This is a genomic window from Streptomyces sp. NPDC004065 (genome assembly GCF_044903565.1).
GTDB lineage: Bacteria > Actinomycetota > Actinomycetes > Streptomycetales > Streptomycetaceae > Streptomyces.
The window spans coordinates 62176-86749 of record NZ_JBJDQT010000022.1 but is presented as its reverse complement, the minus strand read 5'-3'; the positions used below and the strand labels follow the sequence as shown (position 1 = coordinate 86749).

The following is a 24574-nucleotide window of genomic DNA, read 5'->3' as shown; positions in this document are numbered from 1 at the left end:
TACCCCGTTACTTGACACCCTGAAATATTCAGGGGCATGGTTGTTTCAGTTTCTGAAGTATTCGCCCCGCACGGCCGCCCGGCCGTGCGCCGAAGGAGAGGCGCCGCCATGTCCGACACCCCCGCGCTCCCCGCCGTCAGCCGTGAATGGCACCTGCTCAGCCGCCCGGTCGGCTGGCCGAAGCCCGAGGACTTCGCCCTCGTCGAGGCCGAGCTGCCGCAGCCGGGCGACGGCCAGATCCTCGTACGCAATGAGTACCTCTCCGTCGATCCGTACATGCGCGGCCGGATGAGCGCCGCGAAGTCCTACGCCGCGCCGTACGAGCTGAACAAGCCCATGCTCGGCGGCGCCGTCGGCCGGGTCGTCGCCTCCCGCGCCGAGGGCGTCGCCGTCGGCGACCACGTGCTGCACTACGGCGGCTGGCGCGAGTACGCCGCCGTCGACGCCCGGCAGGCCGTCAAGGTCGACCCCGGGGCCGCACCCCTCTCGGCGTACCTCGGCGTCCTCGGCATGACCGGCCTCACCGCCTACGCCGGCCTGCTGCGCACCGCCTCCTTCAAGGAGGGCGACACCGTCTTCGTCTCCGGCGCCGCCGGCGCCGTGGGCAGCCAGGTGGGCCAGATCGCCCGCCTCAAGGGCGCCTCGCGGGTCATCGGGTCCGCCGGCTCCGACGAGAAGGTCAAGCTCCTGCTGGACGAGTACGGCTTCGACGCGGCGTTCAACTACAAGAACGGGCCGGTCTCCGAGCAGCTGCGGGCCGCCGCCCCCGACGGCATCGACGTCTACTTCGACAACGTCGGCGGCGAGCACCTGGAGGCCGCGATCGGCTCCCTCAACCAGGGCGGCCGCATCGCCGTCTGCGGCATGATCTCCGTCTACAACAACACCGAGCCGGCCCCCGGCCCGAGGAACATGGCCCGGCTGATCCAGACCCGCGGCCGTATCGAGGGCTTCCTCGTCGGCGACCACTACGACCTCCAGCCGCAGTTCGTCCAGGAGGTCGGTCCCTGGGTCCGCGACGGGCGGCTGAAGTACCGGGAGACGGTCGTCGAGGGCGTGGAGAACACGCTCGAGGCGTTCCTCGGGGTGCTGCGCGGCGACAACACCGGGAAGATGATCGTCAAGCTGTGAGCCGCCCCGGGCCCGGCCCGGACCCCGCGGTCGGCCCGAACGCCCCGGACGACGGCCCGCCGGTCAGCCGGTCAGGGCCGCCCGGACGGTCAGCCGGTCAGCCGGCCAGGGCCGCCCGGTGCACCGCCCGGGCGAGCCGGTCGTTCTCGGGTGCCGCCCCGCCCGGGAAGGCGAAGCGGCGCCGGGTGTAGCCGTAGGCGAGGCCGGTCGCGGGGTCGGCGAAGGCCTGGGAGCCGGCCGCGCCGCTGTGGCCGATGGCGCCCGCGCCCAGGAACGGGTGCCAGGTGTCCGCGGTCGCCTGGAAGCCCAGCCCGTACGTCCGGTGGCCGCGCAGCACGAGGTCGTGGCCGGCCGAGTGGTACTGCCCGAACTCCGCCACCGTGTCCGGCTTGAGCAGCGGCGCCTTGCCGTCGGTCTCGCAGACCGCGGCCGCGTACAGGCCCGCCAGTCCGCGCGCCGACGCCACCCCGCCCACCGAGGCCGGGCCCTTGGCGCGGATCAGCCGGTCGTTCGGCAGCGTCTCCAGGTCCGTGGGCTCGGCGCCGTGCCGGTTGAAGGCGATGGCGGCGAGCGAGTGGGGGCCGCTGTGCTGCTCGGCGAGCAGCGCCCGCTGCTTCGGCGTCGGCGCCATCGGCTGGACGGGACGGAACCGGGGCTCCCGGGCGGCCGGCAGTCCCAGGAAGAAGTCCAGGCCGTACGGCGCGCGCACCCGCTCCTCGTGCAGCTCCTGGACGGTGCGGCCCGTGGCGCGCCGTACGATCTCGCCGGTGAGCGCGCCGATGACCAGGACGTGATGGCCGAAGGCGGCGCCGGGGCGCCAGAACGGGCGCTGGTCGGCGAGGCGCTCGGCCATCGCCCGGTCGTCGGCCAGCTCGGCGCGGGTGAAACCGGTGTCGGTGCCCACCAGGCCCGCCCGGTGGGCCAGCAGGTCCCGCAGGGTCAGCGAGCCCTTGCCCTCGGCGGCGAACTCCGGCCAGTAGTACGTCACCCTGCGGTCCAGCTCCAGGGTGCCGTCCTGCACCAGGAGCGCGACCACCAGGTGCGCGGCCCCCTGGGTGGAGGAGTACACGGCGTACAGCGAGTCGCCGTCCGCCGGCGGCTCGCCGTCCACCGGTGTCCCGGCCGCCCACAGGTCGACCACCGGCCGGCCGTGCACGCTGGCGCACAGCTGGCCCTCGTAGTCGGGCCGCTGCGTCGCCGCGAAGGCGGCGAACTCCTCGCGCACCGGTTCGTAGCCCTCGGCGACGGTGCCGTGGACCTGGATCCGCTCAGTCCGGCTCATCCGCTCTCCTCACCCCGACCGCTGACCGCCGGTGCACGGTGCCGTGCACGAGACTCACGCCCTCCGGTACGGCGCGGGCCGCCCTTTCGACTCAACTCCGGCTCAACAGCGCCACGGCCGGTGGCCGGAAAGGCCCTGGGTAGCATTCCCCCATGCGTGATCTAGGGGCGGGTTTCAGCTATCTCCTGAAGGGCCAGCGCTGGATGGCACGGCACGGCCGGTCCTACGGCCTCGGCCTGCTGCCCGGCCTGATCACCCTCGTGCTCTACGCGGCGGCCCTGGTCTCGCTCGCCCTGTGGGGCGAGGACGCCGTCGCCTGGGCCACCCCCTTCGCCGACGGCTGGACCTCCCCCTGGGCGGGTCTGTTCCGCGGCTTCCTCACCGCGGTGCTGTTCGCCCTCGGCCTGCTGCTGGCCGTGGTCACCTTCACCGCGGTCACCCTGCTGATCGGCCAGCCGTTCTACGAGAGCCTGTCCGAGCGGGTCGACCGGGACGTCTCCCCGGACGGCACGGCGCCCGAGTCCGGCCTGCCGCTGTGGCGGGAGCTGTGGACCTCCGCCCGCGACAGCCTGCGCGTCCTCCTCCGGGCCGCGGTGTGGGGCGTGCTGCTGTTCGCCCTCGGGTTCGTGCCGCTGGCCGGGCAGACGGTGGTGCCGGTGATCGGCTTCTTCGTCACCGGCTTCTTCCTCACCGAGGAGCTCACCGCCATCGCCCTGCAGCGGCGGGACGTCGCGCTCCGCGAGCGGCTGGCCCTGCTGCGCTCGCGCAGGACGCTGGTGTGGGGCTTCGGCACCCCGCTGGCCCTGGCCTTCCTGGTGCCGTTCGCCGCGGTGTTCCTGATGCCGGGAGCGGTCGCGGGCGCCACCCTGCTCGCCCGCGACCTGACCGGCGAGGACGGGGCGCGCGGCGGGACCGGCGAGGACGAGGCGCGCGGCGGGACCGCCGAGGACGGGGCGCGCGGCGGGACCGGTGGGCTCGGCGACCGCGGCGGCGACGGGCACGACGGGCAGGAGAGCGCGGGCGCGGCGGGAGCGTGGCCGGGGACGAGAACCGGGTGAGGAAGGCCCGGGGCGCGGCCGGTGGCGCGCCCCGCCGCCTGTCCCGCCGTTTGTGAAGGGTTCGTACGAGGTTGCGGCCCGCGGCGCGATCACCGGCCGCCGGGCCGTCCGGCCGATTAACGTCTGTGGGGAGCGGGCATCCCCACGAGCAGCCCCGGTCCGGGACCTGACCCTGGGCCGGGGCTTGTGGCGTCCCGGCCCACCACGCCGGAACGACCCGGACGACCCGGACGATCCGGACGCCAGGGCTCGGACGACCCGGATGACAGGGCTCAGCGGCGCACCGAGAAGCCGTACACCGTCTCCGAGCGGTACACCCGGCCCGGCCGGAGTTCGGTGGCCGGGAAGTCGGGGCGGTTGGGGGAGTCGGGGAAGTGCTGCGTCTCCAGGGCGATCCCGTCGCCGGGGGCGAAGGGCTCGCCGAGGTGGTCGGCCGTGTACAGCTGCAGGCCCGGCTCGGTGGTGGCCACCGTCAGCACCCGGCCCGAGGCGGGGTCGTGCAGCTCGGCGACCTCCTCGGCGGCCGGTGTGACGCCCTTGTCCAGGACGAAGTTGTGGTCGTAGCCGGCGCCCGTCTTGCGCGGGCGGCGGAAGTCGAACCGGGTGCCCGACACGTCCTCGGGGGCGCCGTCCGGGATCAGGTGCGCGTCCACCGGGGTGTAGCGGGAGGCGGCCAGCCGCAGCTCGTGACCGCCCGCGCTGCCGGAGCCGCTCAGGTTCCAGTACGAGTGGTTGGTCAGGTTCACCACGGTCGGCGCGTCCGTGGTCGCCTCGTAGGCGATGCGCAGCGCGCCCGTCCCGTCCAGGGTGTACGTCGCGGCGACCTCCAGCCTCCCCGGGAACCCCTCCTCGCCGTGCGGGCTGACCCGCGACAGCCGCACCCCGTGCTCGACCGGCGTCACGTCCCACACCCGCTTGTCGAAGCCGCCATCGCCGCCGTGCAGCGAGTTGGGCCCGTCGTTGCGCGCCAGGGCGTACGTCCGCCCGTCCAGCGGGAAGCGGCCGCCGGCGATCCGGTTGGCGTAACGGCCGATCAGCGCGCCGAGGAACGGCTCCGGATGCCTCAGATAGCCGTCCAGGTCCGCGAAGCCCAGCACCACGCCGGCCGTGCGGCCCTCACGGTCCGGCACCTCGACCGACTGCACGATCCCGCCGTACGACAGCACCCGGGCCCGCACCCCCGCGCGCTCCAGCGTCCAGCGGTGGACCTCGGTGCCGTCGGAAAGTATGCCGAAAAGTTCGCTCATGGGGGAACCCTAGGTCAGGGCTTCCCCGCCGTGACCACGCGGTAGGCGATCTCGGCCAGCCGCGCCTGGCCGTCGCGGCTCGGGTGGAACCAGTCCCACTTGCTGAGCTGCCGGGTGCCGAAGCGGTAGTCGAAGACGGCGTTGTGGTCGAAGCGGCAGCGGCGGTCCTTGGCGCAGACGTCCGCCAGCACCTTGTTGTACGCCTTGACCCGGTTCTGCACCGTGTCGCGCCGCTCGACCGCCGCCGCGTCCAGCGCGTCCGCGTCCCCGAGCATCGACGGGCAGATGCCCAGCTTCCAGATCTGCTTGCCGAGCGCGCTGGTGCGGCCCTGCGACCACAGCCGCTTCAGGTTCGGCACGCTGGAGACGTACACCTGGGTCTTCGGCAGCGCCCGGCGCAGGGTGTTCATCGCCTCCTGGAACCGCTCGCGGAAGTCGGAGACGGGCGTCATCGCGGCCGTACTGGCCCGGCAGGCGTCGTTGGCGCCGACCATCACCGTCACCAGCTGGGGCCTGCGCAGCACCGCCTGGGCGACCTGTCCGTTCAGATCGGACACCCGGGCGCCGGTCTCCGCGTAGTTCCAGCTGCGCTGCGCCGCCCCGGCCACCCCGAGCAGCCGCACCGCCAGGCTGTTCACCGAGGCGTCGCTGCCGGTCGCCCACGACACCTCCGGGCAGTCCGACAGCACCGCGCACGCGTCGAAGCCCCGGGTGATGGAGTCGCCGACCGCGGCGATCGAGTCCGGGCTGCGGTCCCAGACGGGCGCCGGGTTCGCGGGCGGGTGCGCCGCCCGCGCGCCGCTCTCCCGGTGCCCGGAGGTCTGCCCTCCCGCGGCGTCGCAGCCGGCGACGGCCAGTACGGCCGCCGCCACCACGGCGTGCGCGGCCCGCGTACGGTGGCTTCGCTTCCGCATCCCTGGTGTTCCCCTCGGTCGTCCTGCCCGGTCGCTTCCCCGTGCCTGCTTTCCCTCCATGACAACGTGCGGGGGTTCCCGCCCCCTCATGGTCACCCGGTGGGACGGCTCACACCCGCACAGGCGTCCCGTCGGGTGAATGGGAGGCGTTTCCGGGCACCGGGACGGACGGTACGTCACACTCCTTGCGCCGCCGCACGGTAGCCTCGCCCTCAACGTGGCGCCCGCGCCGCACCCGTCCGCCCGCCCGCACAAGTCCCGCTCAGCCCGGAGGTCCCGGTGACGACACGTGGAGTCCTGTACGTGCACTCCGCGCCGCGCGCGCTGTGCCCGCACGTCGAGTGGGCCGTCGCCGGGGTGCTCGGCACGCGCGTCAGCCTGGACTGGATCCGCCAGCCCGCCGCGCCCGGCACCTGGCGCTCGGAGTTCTCCTGGCAGGGCGAGGCCGGCACCGCCTCCAAGCTCGCCTCCGCGCTGCGCGGCTGGCACCTGCTGCGCTTCGAGGTGACCTCGGAGCCCTGCCCCACCGCCGAGGGCGAGCGCTACAGCTGCACCCCCGACCTCGGCATCTTCCACGCCGTCACCGGCATCCACGGCGACATCCTCATCCCCGAGGACCGGCTGCGCGCCGCCCTGCTGCGCTCCCAGCGCGGCGAGACGGACCTGGAGGCGGAGATCGCCAAGCTGCTGGGCAAGCCCTGGGACGACGAACTCGAGCCGTTCCGCTACGCGGGCGAGGGCGCCCCGGTCCGCTGGCTGCACCAGGTCGTCTGAGACCGCGTCAGGAACGGAAGGAGGGCCCCCACCGCCCGGTGGGGGCCCTCCTCACGTACCGGCGCCGTCGCGGCCGGCTCAGACCGATCTCAGACCGAACGGAACGCCAGCACCACGTTGTGCCCGCCGAAGCCGAACGAGTCGTTCAGCGCGGCGATACGGCCCTCGACGGGCAGCTTGCGCGCCTCGCCGCGCACCACGTCCGCGTTCGCCTCGGCCTCGGGGTCGATGTTGTCCACGTTGATGGTCGGCGGAGCCACCCGGTGGTACAGGGCCAGCACGGTCGCCACCGACTCCACGCCGCCCGCGCCACCGAGCAGGTGACCGGTCATCGACTTGGTCGCGGAGACCGCCATGTGGTCGGCGTCGTCGCCGAACACCTTGCGCAGCGCCTTCAGTTCCGCGATGTCACCGGCCGGCGTGGACGTCGCGTGCGCGTTGACGTGCACGATCTCGGCCGGGTCCAGGTCGGTGCGGTCCATCAGGTTCTGCAGGGCGTGCGAGATGCCGCGGCCCTCCGGCTCCGGCTGCACGATGTCGTGGGCGTCGGCGGAGATGCCCTGTCCGACCGCCTCCGCGTAGACGCGGGCCCCGCGCTTGGCGGCGTGCTCGGCGGACTCCAGCACGAGCACGCCCGCGCCCTCGCCGAGGACGAAGCCGTCCCGGTCGACGTCGTAGGGGCGCGAGGCGCCCTCGGGGTTCTCGTTGTTCTTGGACATCGCCATCATGTTGCCGAACGCGGCGATGGGCAGCGGGTGGATCGCCGCCTCCGTGCCGCCCGCGACGACCACGTCGGCCCGGCCGGTGCGGATCATCTCGATGGCGTAGCCGATGGCCTCGGCGCCCGAGGCGCAGGCGGAGACCGGCGTGTGCACGCCCGCGCGGGCGCCCACCAGCAGGCCCACGTTGGCCGAGGGGCTGTTCGGCATCAGCATGGGGACGGTGTGCGGGGAGACGCGGCGGACGCCCTTCTCCTTCAGCACGTCGTACTGGTCCAGCAGGGTCGTCACACCGCCGATGCCGGAGGCGATGACCGCGCCGAGCCGGTCGGGGTCGGCGGCGGCGTCCTCGCCCGCCCGGGCGGTGAAGCCCGCGTCCTTCCAGGCCTCCTGCGCGGCGATCAGCGCGAACTGCGCCGAGCGGTCCAGGCGGCGCGCCTGCGGCCGCGGAATGGTCTCGGTCGGCTCCACGGCGATGGGAGCCGCGATACGGACGGCCTGCTCGGCCGCCCACTCCTGGTCCAGCGGCTTCACCCCGGACTTGCCGGCGATCAGGGCCTCCCAGGTCGAGGCTGCGTCGCCACCCAGCGGTGTGGTTGCGCCGATACCGGTGACGACCACGGTGCGATTGGTCGAGCTCACGGGAATTCTTTCTCCAACGGGATACGAGGATTCGTACGGCGCCACCGCCGGGTGGCGGGGCAGTCAGCCCAAGGCAGTGATCGGTGGATCAGGCCTGGTGCTTGAGGATGTAGTCGGTGGCGTCGCCGACCGTCTTGAGGTTCTTGACGTCCTCGTCCGGGATCTTGACCTCGAAGCGCTCCTCGGCGGCGACGACGACCTCGACCATGGACAGCGAGTCGACGTCCAGGTCGTCGGTGAAGGACTTGTCCAGCTGGACGTCCTCGGTGGGGATCCCGGCGATCTCGTTCACGATCTCGGCGAGACCGGCGACGATCTCTTCCTGAGTGGCGGCCATGTCGGCGCTCCTTCGTTGTGTTCCGTAACGGTGTGGCGCCCGCCGCGGCAGCGGCAGGTGTGTGCGTTGTCCGCACCGGACCGCATGATCCGGCACGGAGTGCCTAGGGGAGGGTAACGACCGTAGCGGCGTAGACGAGACCCGCCCCGAAGCCGATGACGAGCGCGGTGTCGCCGCTCTTCGCCTCGCCGGTCGCCAGGAGCCGCTCCATCGCGAGCGGGATCGAGGCGGCCGAGGTGTTGCCGGTGGTGCGGATGTCACGGGCGACCGTGACGTGCTCCGGCAGTTTCAGCGTCTTCACCATCGAGTCGATGATCCGCACATTGGCCTGGTGCGGGATGAAGACGTCCAGGTCGTCCGGGCTGATCCCGGCCGCGTCCAGCGCCTGCTGGGCGACCTTCGCCATCTCGAACACGGCCCAGCGGAACACCGCCTGGCCCTCCTGCGTGATCGCGGGGAACTTGACGTTGCCCTCGCTGTCCAGGGGCAGCTCGGAGACGTCGCCGGTGGGGGTGCCCCCGCTCGAGCCGGTTCGAGAGCGGGGGATGAAGCGGTCCCAGGGCACCGTCTGCTTGATCGTCTGGGCCTTGTCGCCCTCCGAGCCCCACACGGTCGGGCCGATCGCCGGCTCCCGCGAGGGGCCGACCACGACCGCGCCGGCGCCGTCACCGAACAGGAAGGCCGTGGCCCGGTCCTCCAGGTCGGTCAGGTCGCTCAGCCGCTCCACGCCGATGACCAGGACGTACTCCGCGGAACCCTCGACGATCATGCCCTTGGCGAGGGTGAGGCCGTAGCCGAAGCCGGCGCAGCCCGCCGAGATGTCGAAGGCCGCGGCCTTGTCCGTGCCCAGCTTGTCGGCGATCTCGGTGGCGATGGCCGGGGTCTGGCTGAAGTGCGAGACGGTGGAGACGACCACCGCGCCGATCTGCTCGGCGTCGATGCCGGCGTCCGCGATGGCCTTGCCGGACGCCTCCACGGACATCGCCGCGACCGTCTCCTCGGGCGAGGCCCAGTGCCGGGTCTCGATGCCGGAGCGCGAACGGATCCACTCGTCGGACGAGTCGATCTTCTCGAGGATCACCTCGTTGGGCACGACCCGGGTGGGCCGGTAGCCGCCCACGCCGAGGATGCGTGCGTACGGGGCGCCCTTGCTGGGCTTGATCTTCGACATGTTCGATCGGGCTCCTTCGGGCGTCAGGCGCTCGCGTGGTCGGCGATGAGCTCGCGGGCCGCGTCGAGGTCGTCGGGGGTCTTCAGCGCCAGCGTCTTCACACCGGGCAGCGCGCGCTTGGCCAGACCGGTCAGCGTGCCGCCGGGGCACACCTCGATCAGGGCGGTGGCGCCGAGCTCCTTGAACGTCTCCATGCACAGGTCCCAGCGGACCGGGTTGGCGACCTGGCCGACCAGCCGCTCGACGACCTCGGCGCCGCTGTGCACCGCCCGGCCGTCCTTGTTGGAGACGTAGGTGACCTTGGGGTCCGCGGGGGCGATCGCCTTGGCGGCCTCGGCCAGCTTGTCGACCGCGGGGGCCATGTGGTGGGTGTGGAAGGCCCCGGCCACCTTCAGCGGCACGACCTTGCGGACGCCCTCGGGCTTGTCCTCGTTCAGCGCGGCCAGCTGCGCCATGGTGCCCGCGGCCACGATCTGGCCGGCGCCGTTGACGTTCGCCGGGGTCAGGCCGAGCTTGCGCAGATGCGCCACGGACACCTCCGGGTCGCCGCCGAGCAGCGCCGACATGCCCGTCTCGGTGATCGCGGCGGCCTCGGCCATGGCCAGGCCGCGGCGGCGCACCAGGGTCAGCGCGGCGGTGTCCTCCAGGACGCCCGCGAAGGCGGCGGCGGTGATCTCGCCCACGCTGTGGCCGGCGACGGCACCGGGTGCCACGTCGCCGAGCGCGGCGGCCGACAGGATGCCCGCGGCGACCAGCAGCGGCTGGGCGACCGCCGTGTCGCGGATCGCCTCCGCGTCGGCCTGGGTCCCGTACTGGACGAGGTCCAGTCCGATGGCGTCCGACCAGGCCGCCACGCGGTCGGCGGCGCCGGGCAGTTCGAGCCAGGGGGTCAGGAAGCCGGGCGTCTGGGCGCCCTGGCCGGGAGCGACGAGTACGAGCACTCTCACACTCTCTCTTGGGGACGGGCACGGCCGCCCGTGGGGACAGGGACGAAGAACACGGAGGGGTTTTGTGGACCCCCGACAAAACCTTATGCCTGAAGATCTCCATCGGTCAGACGCCCCAGGATCAGCGCGATCCGCAGCGTGAACGCGGATCGTACATCGGAGGGTGACCATCCGGTGACGTCAGTCACACGTCGGAGCCGGTAGCGGACGGTGTTCGGGTGAACGAAAAGCATCCGGGCGGCGCCCTCCAGGCTGCTCGCCTGCTCCAGATAGACGCTCAGCGTCTCCAGCAGGGCCGACCCGGCCTCCTCCAGCGGTCTGTAGATCTCCTCTACCAACTGCTCCCGGGCTCCGGGATCACCCGCGATGGCGCGCTCCGGCAGCAGATCGTCCGCCAGCACCGGCCGAGGCGCGTCCTGCCAGGCCGAACACGCCTTCAGCCCGGCCGCGGCGGCCTGCGCGGAGCGGGTCGCGGCGAGCAGGTCGGGCACGATCGGCCCGGCGACCACCGGCCCGGCCGCGAACGGTCCGATCAGCGACTTCGCCACGGCCAGCGGGTTGTCGCTGCCGCCCGCGATGACCACCAGCCGGTCCCCGAGCACCCCGGTGAGCACCTGGAGCTTGGCGTGCCGGGCGGCCCGCCGGATCGCCTCCACGGTCAGCTCCGAGTCCCCGTCGGGCGCGGTGCCCAGCACCACGCACACATGCTCGGGGGAGTTCCAGCCGAGCGCCGCCGCCCGCGAGACGGCCCCCTCGTCGGCCTCGCCGCTGAGCACGGCGTTGACCACCAGCGACTCCAGCCGGGCGTCCCAGGCACCGCGTGCCTCGGCGGCCTGGGCGTACACCTGCGCGGTGGCGAAGGCGATCTCCCGGGCGTACACGAGCAGCGCCTCGCGCAGCACGCCCTCGTCCCCCGGCGCCGCCACCTCGTCGATCGCCGACTCCATGACCTCGATGGTGGTGCGCACCATCTCCACGGTCTGCCGCAGCGTGATCGCCCGGGTCAGCTCGCGCGGGGCGGTCCCGAACACGTCCGTGGAGATCGCCTGGGGCGCGTCCGGATGCCGGAACCACTCGGTGAAGGCGGCGATGCCCGCCTGGGCCACCAGCCCGATCCAGGAGCGGTTCTCCGGTGGCATGGCCCGGTACCACGGCAGCGTCTCGTCCATCCGCGCGATGGCCTGCGCGGCCAGCGAGCCGGAGGACTTCTCCAGCCTTCTCAGGGTCGCGGAGTGCTGATGGCCGCCGCGCACGGCGGCTTCGGTGGTCGGGTGGGATTCGGGTTCGGGCACGGGGACAAGACTGCCTCATCCGGACGCCAGTGCGTGCGGGCGGGTAGGGACCGGCGGCCGGCGGCCGGGCCGCGACCGGCCCCGCCCCCCCTCGGATCCGGCCACCGCCCACCGGACCGCACCCGGTCCACACCCCTCCTCCCGCACCGCCCGGGGCCACCCCGGGCCTGCCCGGGACCCGCCCCCGGACCCGCCCCGGACTCGCCTCGGACCGGCCTCGGGGGTCCTGCCGGGCCTGCCCCGGGACCCCGGCCGGCCACGGGGCCACCCCTGGACCCCGCACCGGCCTTGGGGCCACCCCGGACCCGCCTCCGGACTCGCCTCGGGCCCCCCGGACTCACCTCGGACCGGCCTTGGAAGTCATCCGGACCCGCCCCGGGGTGGCCCAGCCCCGCGCCCGACCCGCGCCGGGGCCGTCGGCGGGCGGGCGGCGGCCGACGGCGGGCGGCCGAGGCGGCGGCAGGCGTCGGGCGTACGGGCGTACGGACGGCGTCCCGCGGCGGGCGGGCGGGGTCTGCCGTCGGCGGGGTCTACCGTGGGGTGCGTGATGGACGTACGGCGCGCCGAGGAGCGCTACGAGGGCGGGGAACCGGGCGCCGGGATCGACTCCCGGCACGCCTTCTCCTTCGGCCCGCACTACGACCCGGACAACCTCCGCTTCGGCGCGGTCATCGCCTGCAACGAGGAGCGCCTGGCCCCCGGCGCCGGCTTCGACGAGCACCCGCACAGCCACACCGAGATCGTCACCTGGGTCGTCGAGGGCGAGCTGACCCACCGTGACTCCACCGGCCACGAAACCGTGGTCCGCCCCGGAGACGTGCAGCGCCTCAGTTCCGGCGGCGGCGTCCGCCACGTGGAGCGCAACGACGCCGCCGCGCCCCTGACCTTCGTGCAGATGTGGCTGGCCCCCCTGGAGCCGGGCGGCGAGCCGCGCTACGAGATCGTGCGCGGCATCGCCGACTCCACCCCGTACGCCGTCCCGGAGGCGGGCGCGATGCTCCACGTCCGCCGGCTGAGGGCGGGGGAGCGCACGGCGGTCCCGGACGGGGCGTACGTGTACGTCCATGTCGTACGGGGCGAAGTCGGCCTGGACGACCAGCACTTGGGCCCGGGCGACGCGGCCCGCATCACCCGCGCCGAGTCCCTGGAGGCACTCGCCGTCACGGACGCGGAGCTGCTGGTCTGGGAAATGACGGCCGGCTGAGCGACGGGGCGGCCCGCCCGGTTCCCCGGCTCCTCGCTGCCGGTGAGAACAGGGGCACCCGTCGCCGTCCCGACGTGACCCCTTCAAGCCATTACGCAAGCCGGCGGCCGACAAGGGCGGAGGAGCGCCCCCGATGCTCGGGCCAGCTCATGACCTGGCACTCGGCCGGACGACATGCGGTGACCGGTTGAATGTCCGGTTGTTCCGGTCGCGGATGATCCCGGCCACTCCGCCCTCATCCTGACGCGTACATGATTTTTGACGCCTATGGTGTGACGGCTCGTGCGTTGAAGGTGGGGATCACGGGGCCCGACTGCCCTGTGCGGCGTTCCGGGGAGGGCGCATGCGACCGCGAGGCGGACTCGGTGGTGCGGCGAGAGGCGGGGGCCGCGGCCGGCTGATGGCGGTGGGGGTTCTCTTCCTGACCCTGGCCGTCGGCACGGCGTCAGCGGGAGCGGTTCCCGCGGGACCGGAACCGCCGAAGGTCCCGCCCCGTCAGACGGCGCCGCGGGAGCCGCAGAACCGAACGCCGGAGAACCGGGAGCCGCGGAGTTCCGCCCCCGCCCGGAAGGACACCGCGGCGGCGGAGCCCACGACCGGCAACGCCGTGTACGCCTACGACGCGGCGGGCCGCCTCGTCGGTGTGACCGACCCCGGTGGGCAGACGGCCCGTTACCGGTACGACCAGTCCGGTAACCGGCTCGGCGTCGACCGCTATGCCTCCAGCACCTTGTCGGTGCTGTCGGTGGTACCGGTCCGTGCCGCACCCGGCGCCAAGGTCACGCTGTCCGGCACCGGTTTCTCGCCCACGGCCGCGAACAACACCGTCGCCTTCGGGGGCAGGGCGGCCACCGTCGACTCGGCCTCCGCGACACGTCTGGTGGTCACCGTTCCGTCCGCCGCGGCCGGCGGCAAGGTCACGGTGAGCGTGGGCGGTTCGACGGCGGAGGCGAACGAGTCGTTCGTCGTCCTGCCGCCCGGGCCGGCCATCTCGAAGATCGAACCGACCGCGGGAGCGCCCGGCACCGAGGTGTACCTGACCGGCACGGGATTCGCCCCGGCCGCGACCGACAACGTCGTGCGGTTCAACGGCCTCGTGGCCCCGGTGAAGGAGCACACCAGCACCTCGCTGACGGTGGTGGTGCCACCGAACGCCCGTACCGGACGTGTGGAGATGGGCACCCCGGACGGCTCGGCGACCGCGCCCAGGGACTTCACCGTCATGGAGGACGCGTCCGGGACGCAGTTCGACACGACGATGCGTGCCGCCGTGTCCGACCCCGACCCGTCACAGGTGGCGGTGGTGACCGCGCAGCACAAGGCACGCGTCCTGTTCGACGCCGACCGGGGTGACGCGATCGGCTTCGGCTTGCAGGGAGCGACCTTCTCCGGCCAGGTCGACATCAGTCTCGTCTCCCCTCAGGGCACCACCGTGACAGCGGCCAACTTCGGCGGCACCGCGGCGGACTGGGAGGTGGACGAGCTACCCGAGTCGGGCACGTACCAACTGGTCATCGCTCCGCGGAACGCCGACACCGGGTCGGTGGCCGTCATGCTGTCCGAGCCGGCAGGCGGGGCCATCGCGTTCGACGGACCCACGGCGACCACGCGGCTGTCCCGGCTGGGGCAGGACGGCCGCTGGACGTTCACCGCCGTCAAGGGCGACTCGCTGAGTCTGGCGGTCGACGCCAAGGCGATGGGCGGTTACGTCCGCTGCTACCTGTACGGGCCGGACGGCTCACGGTCGGACTATCTGCCCGTCCCGAACGGTGACGGCAACTCACTGGACCTCGACTCGCTGTCACAGACGGGCCGGTACACGGTTCGCTGCGACCCCGACGGCGGTGCCACGGGCACGGTGAGGGTGACCGCCTCCCACTACGTGCAGGGAGGGACACTCGACCCCGCGGGCGCGTCGAAGACCCTGGATCTGGCCCGGCCCGGCCAGGACGGGGTCGCCGCCTTCACGGCCAAGGCAGGGGACGTCCTCAGCCTCGCCGGCACCGGGACCACCATCCCCTCGTACGCGGTGATCACGGTCAACGGACCGGGCGGCAGCTACGTCACGAGCCTCACCACCGCGCCCGGACGTGACGAGGGGTGGGACAGCCCGGCGCTGGCGGCGGCCGGAACCTACACCGTGCGCGTCACCGGACAGAAACTGGACACCGGCAAGATCACCCTGACGCTGTCCAAGCCCGCCGGCGCGGGAACGCTCACGAGCGGAGGCGCCGCGGTCAAGGCCACCGCGGCGCGCGCGGGCCAGGACATCAACGCGTCCTTTACCGCCCGGAAAGGCGCCAACCTCTCGCTCGGTCTCGCCTCCAACACGTTCACCAAGAGCCTGTCCGTGAGTGTCCTGGCACCTTCGGGCGCCACCGTGGTCGGCAGCCGCTTCCTCGCCGCCGGAGCCTCGGGCACCATCCCCCTGACCGGGCTTGCGGAGACCGGCTCGTACAAAGTGGTGATCAACCCGGGCAACGCCGGGACGGGCAGCGTCTCGCTCAGTCTGAAGACGGCGGCCGCGGCGGCGCGATCCGGTCTGCCGGCGCTGACTTCCGCTGTGCCGCGCTACTCTCTGGAGGCAATCTGCCTCAGTCTCCGCTTCGGGCTTCCGCTGCCGGACTCGGTCCAGGTGCCGGCCGACAAGTGCGACGCCTTGGACCAGAGGGCCATGGCGGAGGCGGTGAAGGCCGAGAAGGCCGCCGGCGCTGTGCCGAAGGGGCCGGACGCCTGGCAGCCGAGTGCGCGGAACCTGAAAGGCCGGGACTGGATCACCGGACGCGGAGCCGCGCCGAAGGCCCCGCCAAGGCTGCGTGCCGCCCCCGGCAGTACGGCGCTGACCGGTCACGTCCTCAAGCTGGACGGCACGCCGCTGGCCGGGGTCACGGTCCGCGTCGGCAAGAAGGCGGCCCGCACGGACGGCCAGGGACGCTTCCTGCTCCCGGACATCGACGCCCGGGCCAGGACCCTCGTGGTCGACGGCGCCACCGCGAACACGGAGAGGCGGACGTACGGGCGCTACCGCATCCGTATCCACCCGGTGCGGGACCGCAGCAGCGACCTCGGGTTCCCGGTCTGGATGACACCGCTGGACACCAGGCACACCGTCACCTTCGACGCCCCGGCGAAGACGGACATCACGCTCACCACTCCGCAGATCCCGGGCCTCGAGGTCCGCATTCCCCGGGGCTCGGTGGTGCGCGACGAGAACGGAAAGCCCGTCACCGAACTGGGCATCACGGCCATTCCCGTCGACCGGCCTCCGTTCCCCCTGCCCGAGAACAGCGCCGTACCCGTCTTCTTCACCGTGCAGCCGGGAGGTACCTACGTCTTCCCCAAGGGCGCGCAGGTGATCTACCCGAACTACACCCGGGAAGCCCCGGGCACCCGGGTGGACTTCCTTGCCTACGATCCGGCGGGCAAGGGGTGGCACACCTACGGCCATGGCACCGTCACCCGCGACGGCAAACAGGTCGTTCCGGACGCGAAGACCCGCATCTGGGCCTTCGACGGGGCCATGCTGAGCGTCTCCGACGTCATTCCATTCGACGTCTCCGGCATCGTCGACCTGTTCGACTGGCTGTCGGGCGACCCGGTGGATCTGCAGACCGGTCTGCTCACCGACTCCCACACCGACCTGGGGGTGAGCGATCCGCTCGGCTCGGCCGAGATCACCCGTACGTACTGGCAGGGCGACTCCCGCTCCAGGGCCTTCGGCATTGGCCGCGATCTGTCGTACAACCTCTATCTGCACTCCAAGAGCCTGTACAACGAGGTGGACCTGTACATCCCCGGTGGCAAGAAGGTCCACTATGTGCGCACCTCCGGCTCCGGCTACAGCGACGCGGTCTTCTCACCCGAAGGCGTTCCGACCGTCCTGAACGGCTCCAGGATCAGTCAGGAGTCCGGAAACTGGCACCTGCGCCTCCGGGACGGCACCGACTACGTCTTCCCGTGGTACGGCCCCCTGCAGGAGATCCGCGACCGCCACGGCAACACCCTGCGGCTGACCCGCTCCAACGGCACCAAGGGCGACATCACCACCATCACCACCCCCGGAGGCCGCTGGATCTCCCTCACCTACGACGCCCAGCACCGGGTCACCCGGGCCCAGGACAACACCGGCCGCACCACCTCGTACACCTACGACAGCACAGGACGTCTGCAGACCGTCACCGACCCGGCGGGAAAGGTTGGTTCCTACACCTACGACGGCGCCTCCCACCGCATCGCGACGGCCAAGGACGCCCGCGGCGTCGTCTGCATGACCAACGCCTACGACGCGAACGGCCGCATCAAGACGCAGACCCTGACCGAGGGACAGCAGTATTCCTTCGCGTTCACCCTGGCGGGCACGGGCCAGGTCACGGCCGCGCAGGTGACACAACCGGGCGGAGCGGTCCGCCGGGTGGAGTTCGACGGCTCCGGCTACGCGGTGGCGGACACCGAGGCGTACGGCTCCCCGCTCGCACGCAAGACCGTCTACGAACGGGGAGCCGGCCACCGCGTCGCCGCAGTCGTCGACGCTTACGGCCGGCGCACCGAGCCCCACTACGACGCCAACGGGCACGTCACCTCCGTCACGCAACTGGCGGGCACGGCGAAGGCCCGCTCGTCCGGAACCACGGTGTACGACGGCCCCTACGACCAGCCGACGAAGTCCACGGACCCCCTGGGCCACACCAGCACCTTCACCTACGACGCCGGTGACCTCCGGACGGCGACCGACCCCGAGGGCCGCAGGACCACCTTCACCCATCGGCCGGACGGCCAGGTCGAGACGGTCACCGACCAGGCGAACGCCGTCACCCGCTATTCCTACCGGCACGGCGACCTGACCTCCGTGGAGGACTCCGAAGGCCGCACCACCACACAGTTCACGGACGCCGCGGGCCGCATCAGCGTCCTGACGGACCAGACGGGCTCCCGGACCGCCGTCTCCTACGACGAGCTCAACCAGACCCGCCGCATCACGGACCCGCTGGGCAACACCACCGCGCTCGACTACGACGCCAACGGCAACCTCACGACCCTGACCGATGCCCGCGGCAACACGACCTCCTGGACCTACGACAACGCCGACAGGCCCAAGTCGGCGACCGACCCGCTGGGCGCACAGGCGCTGTTCGCCTACGACACGGCCGGCTTCCTGGCGAAGGCCACCAGCAGGTCCGGCCAGGTGGCCACCGCCGAGCACGACCTCCTCGGCCGTCCCAAGACCACGCGATACGGCGTCGACGCCCTTGGCCAGGCCGAATCCACCGTCACCTACGGCTACGACGACAAGGACCGCCTCCAGCAGATCACCGACAGCCAGGCCGGCAAGCAGAGCTTCGCCTACGACGACTACGACCGCCGGGTGAGCAGCACCAGCCCCACGGGGACCGTCACCTACGGCTACGACAACGACGACCGCCGCACATCGATGACGGCCGCCGGAACGAGCACGGCCTACGGCTACGACAAGTCCGGCATCCTCACCTCGGTCACGACCGGCTCCCAGCAGGTGACGTTCGGACTGGACACAGTCGGGCGGGAGAAGACGGTTTCCCTGCCCGGAGGCATCACCCGCACCACCGGCTACGACTCGACCGGCGTGATCAGGTCCATCACGTACGCCCGAGGCGCCAAGACGGTCGGCGACCTGACGTACACACGGGACGCACGCGCGCTGCAGACCGGACTGACCGGATCCCTTGCCAAGGTCGCGCTGCCCGCCGCCGAGAGCGGCACACAGTTCGGCAAGGACAACCGCATCACCACCTACGGCGGTCGCGGCTTCACCTACGACGCGGACGGCCGGCTCAAGAACGACGGCCTGCGCACCTACACCTGGAACGCGCGCGGCGAACTCACCGGCCTGACCCGGGCAGGCACCGTGTCGGCGTTCGGCTACGGGCCCTTGGGCGACCGCGTGTCGAAGACCACCGGCGGCGCGACGAGCCGCTACCTGACCGACGGCTCCAATCCGCTGGTGGAACAGGACGGCAGCGGAGCGACGAAGGCGACGGTGGCCACCTCTGGCCTGGACCAGTTCCTGACGCGCACCGAGAGCGGCAGGACGCAGGTGTACCTCACGGACGCCCTCGGCACCGTGGTCGGACTGGCCAACCCCGACGGCACGGTCGCGACGACCTACGCGTACGACCCGAACGGCACGCCGACCGCATCCGGCGCCGCATCGTCGAACCCGTACACCTTCACCGGCCGCGAGAACGACGGCACCGGGCTGCTGTACTACCGCGACCGCTACTACGACCCCCAGACCGGCCGCTTCATCTCCCAGGACCCCATCGGCCACAGCGGCGGCGCCAACCTGTACCAGTACGCCCTGTCCTCCCCGACGACGTACAGCGACCCGTCGGGCAACAACCCCATGGTCGCCGCCTGTGTCATCGGCGGGCTGATGGACGGCGGCCTCGACTGGCTCACCCAGCGTCTGTCCGGCCGCAAGGTCAACTGGGGGCAGGTGGGCACGGCCGCCGCCACGGGATGCCTGGCCGGCATGCTCGGCGAAGGACTCGGCGCCTTCATCGACGCACGAGCGGGCACAAAACTCGGCCGGTGCGCCCTGCCCAACAGCTTCACGGCCGAGACACCCGTGCTCATGGCGGACGGCACCCAAAAGCCCATCAAGGACGTCCGCGTCGGGGACGCCGTGATGGCCACCGACCCGGAAACCGGCGAAACAGCACCGCGCAAGGTCACCGCTCTCATCCAGGGAGACGGAGAAAAACAACTCGTCGACATCACCCTGGCCACAAAGAACCCGGCGTACACCCAGCACCGAACGATCACCGCAACCGAAGGTCACCCGTTCTGGGTCCCGGCACTGCACAAGTGGCAGGAAGCCAAGAAACTCACTCCCGGCCAGTGGCTGCAAACCAGCAGCGGCACGTGGGTACAGATCACATCCCTCCACCACCACACCGAACACACAACGGTCCACAACCTCACCGTCGACGGCCTGCATACGTACTATGTGCTGGCGGGGGCTACGCCGGTTCTCGTGCACAATTCAGGGGGCGCCTGTCCGCTCTACCGAAGCGACACCCGCGGCCCGGAGGAGATATTTGAGTCGGGATTTGAGCCGAGAGGTGACAATATGGACCTCTTGGAGCACGCATCCGGATACTCAAGGGACTCTGGATATATTGCCACCACCACTTCAGAGTCTGTGGCGATCAAGCGTGGCGGAAACGTCTACGAGATTCGCGGTGTTGATGGAGTGGACGTAAACAAGGAATTTCCTGGGAACCCATTTGCGCATGAAAAGGAGATTGCAATTCCAGGGCGGGTCGACACAAGTTGCATCGTTGCTTGCAGGCTTCGAGACGGAACTAGGGTTCCGAACCCCAACTATGGCGGGGGATGATTGTGGAAGAGTTGGCTCGGACTGCAACCAGGGTAAGCGGGGAGGTGGTGAACGTGTTGCTCCAGGTTTCTACACCGCCTTCGACTCTTCGGATGAGATTGCCCGATGAAGAGTTTGAGCGCATCTACGAAGAGGTTGATTTGCTGGAATGCCTCAAATCAGCCCGCCGCGATCTCGAAGACATGGGTCTGCTTCTGTGTTGCCAGGGTGCGAGATTGAATGTCTTCCCGTCAGGGATGACTAGGCAGATGACAGAAGGTCGATTGGCCTACTCGTTGCAAGCCGGAAAAGCGCCCTCTGATGACGACCTCGTGGATATCTTCGCTCCAGCAGACTGCTCCGAGGTCGGAACGCTAGAAGACCAGCTAGCGGCGATGCGGAAACTGTTTCGCATGAAATGAAGTTGATTCACCTTGGGTGAATCTGATGGCCCTACCAGATAATTCCGGTGGGGCCATCAGGGCGATTTGACGGCAACGGTGACGGCAACGTCAGCGGACGACGGCTGTGGTGGGTGGGTCGTCGGGGTCGTCGCCGGAGGGGCTGAGTGCGTCGCCGAGGGTATCGATGGCCTGGCGCTGGAGGCGGAGGCGAACGTGGGCATAGACGCCGGCGGTGACACCGATGTGGGCGTGGCCGAGAAGTTCTTTGATGACCACAAGGTCGATGCCCTGTTCGAGGAGCAGGGTGGCGGTGGAGTGCCGGAGGTCGTGGAAGCGGATCATCCGGAGCCCGGCACGGTGGAGGAGATGACGGAAGTGGCGGGTGAGGGTGGTGGGATCGAGAGGTCTACCGGTGGGGGTGGTGAAGACGAGCCCGTTGTGCGTCCAGCCCGTTCCGGCTGCCCGACGTTCTTCCTGCTGTCGCTCCTGATGGATCTTGAGGGAGTTGATGCATTCCGTCGGGAGGGCGATCCGGCGTTCGGAGGCGCGAGTCTTGGTGTGCAGGATGGTCAGGCCGCCGGTGGGGTGCGCTGGAGGGAGCGGTGGATGCTGGCGGTGCCAGTGTTGAGGTCGAGGTCTTCCCAGTGCAGCCCGAGGAGTTCGCCCTTGCGGAGCCCGGTGCGCAGGGCGAGTTCATACAGGGCATTCAGCCGGTCGCTGCTGGCTGCGTGGAGGAACTGCCGGGCCTCGCTCGCGGTGAAGGGCTTGAAGCGCCGAGGGCGGGATGCGGGGGTCTTGATGTTGGCAAGACCGATGACGAGGTCGCCGCCGAACTGGAGGCCGCCGAGGAACGCCTCGCGAAGGCCGGCGCCGAATTCGAAGCCGCCACAGCCCACCGGGACGCGATGCGAGCCGTCATGGAGCAACGCAAGCGCCTCAGCGGCAACTACACCGACGAGGAGAAGGCCGCCAAGGCCCAACTCCTGCGCGACAGACTTGCCGAAGGCCGACGCCGACGCTGACTCCGGACCACGCCACGGCGTGGCAGCAGGGGGACGATTCCCGGATGTCGGATCCCAGCTGATGCCTGACGTTTCTGTCCCGGGTGATGCTTGACGGTGGGCCTAGACAACGTAGGGAGCCCCGTGGGGCTTGTTCGCTTTCACGTTACGGACCGGGACGTCGATCGTGCGCCGGATCACCCGGACCTGGCCGTCCAGCTCGACGCTGATCGTTGTGTCCGACACGTGCACGGTCACGGTCTGGCCTGCGTACGGGCGGCCGAGGGAGACGACCTGGCGGCAGACCATGACGGTGCCCACCGCGCTCACCCGCCGCTGCACCCGCACCGGCTCGATGCCCGGACGCGGCGGCGGCCCGGCCGGACGCAGGCCCCGCAGTCGGCGGACTTCCTCGCTGGTCAGCGGGTTGGGCCGCACCCGCAGCAGTTCCCGCGAGGACAGGTCGAAGAACGACAGCGTCTCCTCGTCGATGCGGATGCCCACCTGGCGGCCGCCGAGGATCTCCGCTGCCAACACCTGGCGCCCGCCCAGGCCCACCAGGCCGCTGTTGTTCACGACCCGGTCCACTTCGAACGCCGCCCCGTCGCCGGCCGGAAGCGGGGCCGGTCCGGCCGCGCGTCCGCCCCGAGCGGCCAGCCGTCCCAGATCCGCCACCGACAGGTGCGACCGCACGGTCTTGATCCGCGCCCCGGCGATCAGCAGATGGATCACCGAGGTGTCGGCCCAGAAGGTCACCATCAAGCCTGAGCGGGCCGGACCGAGCCAGAACTGCTTGCCCGCGACCTGCAGATTCCCACTCGCAGGCACCACCCGCTCGAACTCCACCGGCCCACCGGGCTCCACCGGCACCGCCGCCGGGACCGGCTCAGGAAGGCTGGCCGGCCCGGGCGAGGCTTCAACCGGATCCGGCTCCGCAGGAGGTGTCCGCTGCTGCGGCACCAGCGCCAGCACTCCGGGGACCTTCAGGCCCAGTACCTCCCGCTCCTGTTCCGCAACCGGGGTGAACCGGTCCGCCGGGGACTGCATGTCCAGGGCCTGGTGCGGACGCATGGAGTTGTACTCGTCCACCCAACGATCCAGTGCCGCCTGAGCCGCCTCGATGCTCTCGAACGCCCCGCAGTCGTCAAGGAGTTCGCGCCGCAGTGTCTGATGGAACCGTTCGACCTTGCCCGTCGTGGTCGGCGAGGCAGGCTGGGTGAGGCGGTGCGCGATCCCGTTCTCCCGGCAGATCCGGTCGAACAGCACCTCACCGCCCTGCCCGAACCGGTCGGTGAACTGTTTGCCGTTGTCGGTCAGCACCTCTTCGGGCACCCCGAACGCCTGCAAGGCCCGGGCGAAGGCCGCGCAGACCGCCCGTCCGGTCGCCCGCTCGACCACCGATGCGATCACGCAGTAACGGGAATGGTCATCCACCCCGGTCACGACCTTGGCCTCGGTCAGCTCGCCCGTGACCGGGTTGACCAGCATCACGCCGCCGACGATGTCCATCTGCCACAGCTGCATCGGCCGGTTCCGCTGCCAGCGCTTGTAATCCGACCGCTTCCGGCGCCGCACTCCCGGCTCCACCAGCCCGTGACGGACCAGGATCCGATACACGGTCATCCGCGACGGCACCGGCGTGACTGTCCCGGACCGCTCCAGCACATGCGTTATCCGCCGCGGCCCCCACTTCGGGTGCTTGCGCCGCAGCTCGCACACGGCCGCCTCCACCTCGGCAGAGGCCTGATGCGGACACGACGCCGGCCTGCGCGAACGATCCGCCAACCCCGCCAGTCCGGAGACCTCATACCTCGACTTCCACCCACTGACCGTCTGCCGGGACACCCCCAGCGACGCGGCGACCTCGGTCACCGTCGCACCTGCCAGCACGGCAAGCACAGCCCGGTATCTCTGCTCGACAACCGACAACTCCACCAGCGCCAATCCCGGCCTCCCCACACGCACCGCAACGACACGCACAGAAAAGCCGAACACAGCCACTGTCAACCATCAGCTGGGACCGAACTGTCAAGCATCTACCGGGATCGGACAGGGACGATTCCCGGAGAGCTGTTCAGAGTTTCTTTACTTGATCAAGGGCGTCCCGCTGACGCGGGGCCGCCGCGCGCCGGCGGTCGGTGACCGCCGCCCGCTCCTGTCTGCCGCCCCGCTGGCGACGGCCGCCGACCACTCGGCGCGCAGAGCCCGGGAACGTAGGCCGGATTACCAATCGGAAGCCCGGTCCGACCGCTCAGCAGCAGACTGGCCGGGCACCTGAGAGGCCGCCCGGCGGGCTCGCGCCGTCCCGGACGCCCATGCTTGCTGCCTGGCTGGAGCCGTGACGATGGAGATAACTGGGCTGATGTCGGTGCGGGGTTGAGCGAGACACACGTGGCGGGTGGTCGGTCGGCGCGCCCGCCGTCGTGGCTGACTTTCTGGGGCATAGGCCAGAACTCGAACCCCCACAGTCATGGGCACGGCATGCACGTGAGGGCCCGTCCCCGCCGGCTGACGAGTGCGGGGGAGCCTCGATCGGCTACGCCCGGCAGGGACGGGAGTCGGGTGGGTCAGCGCGGTGCGGCGCCTGGGCGAGCGGGGTGGGTCACGTCTGGCGCCAGGTTCGCCAGGGGCGGGTGATGATCTCCCGATAGGTGTGGTGGGACGGGTTCTGGCCGCAGTGCCGCAGCACCCAGTTCTGCGGTTCGGCGAAGTCCTCGCTCGTCGGTGAGGTCTCTCCGTCCACGGCGCATTGCATCGCGTACCGGACCGGTTCCGCGTCCGGCTCGCGGTCGGGCTGAAGCGTCCAGGTCTCGTAGCGCAGGACCGAGCGAGGGGTCACCGTCCCCACCTCCGGTTGGCCACAGCCACCTTGGCGCTCAACTCCTCCGTCGGAGTGGGCGCACGTACGTCCTTGGGAGGCACGTCCCACTCCCGGCCACCGCGCGGTGGCCGAAGCTGCACGTACGGCCCCACATGCCCCATCACCACGCCCACCTTGCCGTTCCGTCGGTCGACCACCAGGGCGCCGACATCGGGCGAGACGGTGTGCCCGCCGGTATCAGGGGTAGGGGCCGTCATCGTGACCACCCCGGCG

17 protein-coding genes and 1 pseudogene are annotated in these 24574 nt (G+C 71.2%); 6 read left to right on the top strand and 12 right to left on the bottom strand.

Features of this window, described 5'->3' with window-relative positions; genetic code table 11:
• The first annotated feature begins 108 nt into the window (after positions 1–108).
• Positions 109–1131 carry an NADP-dependent oxidoreductase gene (locus tag ACI2LW_RS22680; RefSeq protein ID WP_404733025.1) on the top strand — a complete coding sequence of 341 codons (1023 nt, stop codon included), beginning with the start codon at positions 109–111 and terminating at the stop codon, positions 1129–1131.
• 97 nt (positions 1132–1228) lie between these two features.
• On the opposite strand, the gene ACI2LW_RS22675 is transcribed toward ACI2LW_RS22680, so the two are convergent.
• Entirely contained in the window at positions 1229–2413 is a 1185-nt protein-coding gene (locus ACI2LW_RS22675) for a serine hydrolase domain-containing protein (protein WP_404733024.1), read from the bottom strand.
• A 152-nt stretch (positions 2414–2565) separates the two neighbouring features.
• Here ACI2LW_RS22675 and ACI2LW_RS22670 point away from each other — a divergent pair, with 152 nt between their 5' ends.
• Positions 2566–3471, top strand: a complete 906-nt coding sequence (locus ACI2LW_RS22670; protein WP_404733023.1) for an EI24 domain-containing protein — start codon at positions 2566–2568, stop codon at positions 3469–3471.
• 272 nt (positions 3472–3743) lie between these two features.
• Here the strand turns inward: ACI2LW_RS22670 and ACI2LW_RS22665 are convergent, their stop codons facing one another.
• Together ACI2LW_RS22665 and ACI2LW_RS22660 are read right to left on the bottom strand one after the other, a co-directional pair.
• Positions 3744–4718, bottom strand: a complete 975-nt coding sequence (locus tag ACI2LW_RS22665; protein ID WP_404733022.1) for an aldose epimerase family protein — start codon at positions 4716–4718, stop codon at positions 3744–3746.
• Between the two features lie 14 nt (positions 4719–4732).
• Positions 4733–5632 (bottom strand): SGNH/GDSL hydrolase family protein, encoded by a 900-nt coding sequence (locus ACI2LW_RS22660; protein ID WP_404733021.1) that lies wholly within the window; start codon positions 5630–5632, stop codon positions 4733–4735.
• 279 nt (positions 5633–5911) lie between these two features.
• Here ACI2LW_RS22660 and ACI2LW_RS22655 point away from each other — a divergent pair, with 279 nt between their 5' ends.
• On the top strand, positions 5912–6406 hold the full coding sequence (locus ACI2LW_RS22655) for a DUF3145 domain-containing protein (RefSeq protein WP_404733020.1): 495 nt from the start codon (positions 5912–5914) through the stop codon (positions 6404–6406).
• 89 nt (positions 6407–6495) lie between these two features.
• Here the strand turns inward: ACI2LW_RS22655 and fabF are convergent, their stop codons facing one another.
• The 5 genes from fabF to ACI2LW_RS22630 form a co-directional block, all read right to left on the bottom strand.
• A complete protein-coding gene (fabF, locus tag ACI2LW_RS22650; protein ID WP_404733019.1) occupies positions 6496–7767 on the bottom strand; it encodes a beta-ketoacyl-ACP synthase II in 1272 nt (423 codons plus the stop codon).
• 88 nt (positions 7768–7855) lie between these two features.
• Positions 7856–8104 carry an acyl carrier protein gene (locus tag ACI2LW_RS22645; RefSeq protein ID WP_404733018.1) on the bottom strand — a complete coding sequence of 83 codons (249 nt, stop codon included), beginning with the start codon at positions 8102–8104 and terminating at the stop codon, positions 7856–7858.
• Positions 8105–8207: 103 nt separating this feature from the next.
• Positions 8208–9275, bottom strand: coding sequence for a ketoacyl-ACP synthase III (locus tag ACI2LW_RS22640; protein WP_404733017.1), 1068 nt, complete (start codon positions 9273–9275; stop codon positions 8208–8210).
• Positions 9276–9298: 23 nt separating this feature from the next.
• A complete protein-coding gene (locus tag ACI2LW_RS22635) occupies positions 9299–10216 on the bottom strand; it encodes an ACP S-malonyltransferase (protein ID WP_404733016.1) in 918 nt (305 codons plus the stop codon).
• A gap of 89 nt (positions 10217–10305) precedes the next feature.
• Complete coding sequence (locus ACI2LW_RS22630; protein WP_404733015.1) at positions 10306–11514, bottom strand: PucR family transcriptional regulator; 1209 nt, start codon at positions 11512–11514, stop codon at positions 10306–10308.
• A 547-nt stretch (positions 11515–12061) separates the two neighbouring features.
• Between ACI2LW_RS22630 and ACI2LW_RS22625 the strand changes: the two genes are divergently transcribed.
• The 3 genes from ACI2LW_RS22625 (at position 12062) to ACI2LW_RS22615 (ending at position 20497) form a co-directional block, all read left to right on the top strand.
• Positions 12062–12718: a pirin family protein gene (locus tag ACI2LW_RS22625; RefSeq protein ID WP_404733071.1), complete on the top strand. Its 657-nt coding sequence runs from the start codon at positions 12062–12064 to the stop codon at positions 12716–12718.
• 607 nt (positions 12719–13325) lie between these two features.
• Entirely contained in the window at positions 13326–20096 is a 6771-nt protein-coding gene (locus ACI2LW_RS22620) for an RHS repeat-associated core domain-containing protein (RefSeq protein WP_404733014.1), read from the top strand.
• Positions 20093–20497 (top strand): hypothetical protein, encoded by a 405-nt coding sequence (locus tag ACI2LW_RS22615; RefSeq protein ID WP_404733013.1) that lies wholly within the window; start codon positions 20093–20095, stop codon positions 20495–20497. Before ACI2LW_RS22620 ends, ACI2LW_RS22615 begins: the two co-directional genes overlap by 4 nt.
• Before the next feature lie 90 nt (positions 20498–20587).
• On the opposite strand, the pseudogene ACI2LW_RS22610 reads toward ACI2LW_RS22615, so the two are convergent.
• The 4 genes and pseudogenes from ACI2LW_RS22610 to ACI2LW_RS22595 all read right to left on the bottom strand — a co-directional run.
• Positions 20588–21282 (bottom strand): annotated as a pseudogene (locus tag ACI2LW_RS22610) (tyrosine-type recombinase/integrase); the annotation flags it as partial.
• Positions 21283–21603: 321 nt separating this feature from the next.
• On the bottom strand, positions 21604–23424 hold the full coding sequence (locus ACI2LW_RS22605; RefSeq protein WP_404733012.1) for an IS481 family transposase: 1821 nt from the start codon (positions 23422–23424) through the stop codon (positions 21604–21606).
• A gap of 658 nt (positions 23425–24082) precedes the next feature.
• Entirely contained in the window at positions 24083–24328 is a 246-nt protein-coding gene (locus tag ACI2LW_RS22600) for a hypothetical protein (RefSeq protein WP_398093981.1), read from the bottom strand.
• Entirely contained in the window at positions 24316–24567 is a 252-nt protein-coding gene (locus tag ACI2LW_RS22595; protein WP_404733011.1) for a hypothetical protein, read from the bottom strand. Before ACI2LW_RS22595 ends, ACI2LW_RS22600 begins: the two co-directional genes overlap by 13 nt.
• Between the last annotated feature and the right edge of the window lie 7 nt (positions 24568–24574).

Bases quoted from the DNA above. Each gene is read 5' to 3' on its own strand.
- ACI2LW_RS22640 (WP_404733017.1), bottom strand. From the start codon at position 9,275: ATGTCGAAGATCAAGCCCAGCAAGGGCGCCCCGTACGCACGCATCCTC.
- ACI2LW_RS22660 (WP_404733021.1), bottom strand. From the start codon at position 5,632: ATGCGGAAGCGAAGCCACCGTACGCGGGCCGCGCACGCCGTGGTGGCG.
- ACI2LW_RS22675 (WP_404733024.1), bottom strand. From the start codon at position 2,413: ATGAGCCGGACTGAGCGGATCCAGGTCCACGGCACCGTCGCCGAGGGC.
- ACI2LW_RS22615 (WP_404733013.1), top strand. From the start codon at position 20,093: ATGATTGTGGAAGAGTTGGCTCGGACTGCAACCAGGGTAAGCGGGGAG.
- ACI2LW_RS22645 (WP_404733018.1), bottom strand. From the start codon at position 8,104: ATGGCCGCCACTCAGGAAGAGATCGTCGCCGGTCTCGCCGAGATCGTG.
- ACI2LW_RS22665 (WP_404733022.1), bottom strand. From the start codon at position 4,718: ATGAGCGAACTTTTCGGCATACTTTCCGACGGCACCGAGGTCCACCGC.
- ACI2LW_RS22670 (WP_404733023.1), top strand. From the start codon at position 2,566: ATGCGTGATCTAGGGGCGGGTTTCAGCTATCTCCTGAAGGGCCAGCGC.
- ACI2LW_RS22680 (WP_404733025.1), top strand. From the start codon at position 109: ATGTCCGACACCCCCGCGCTCCCCGCCGTCAGCCGTGAATGGCACCTG.
- ACI2LW_RS22625 (WP_404733071.1), top strand. From the start codon at position 12,062: ATGGACGTACGGCGCGCCGAGGAGCGCTACGAGGGCGGGGAACCGGGC.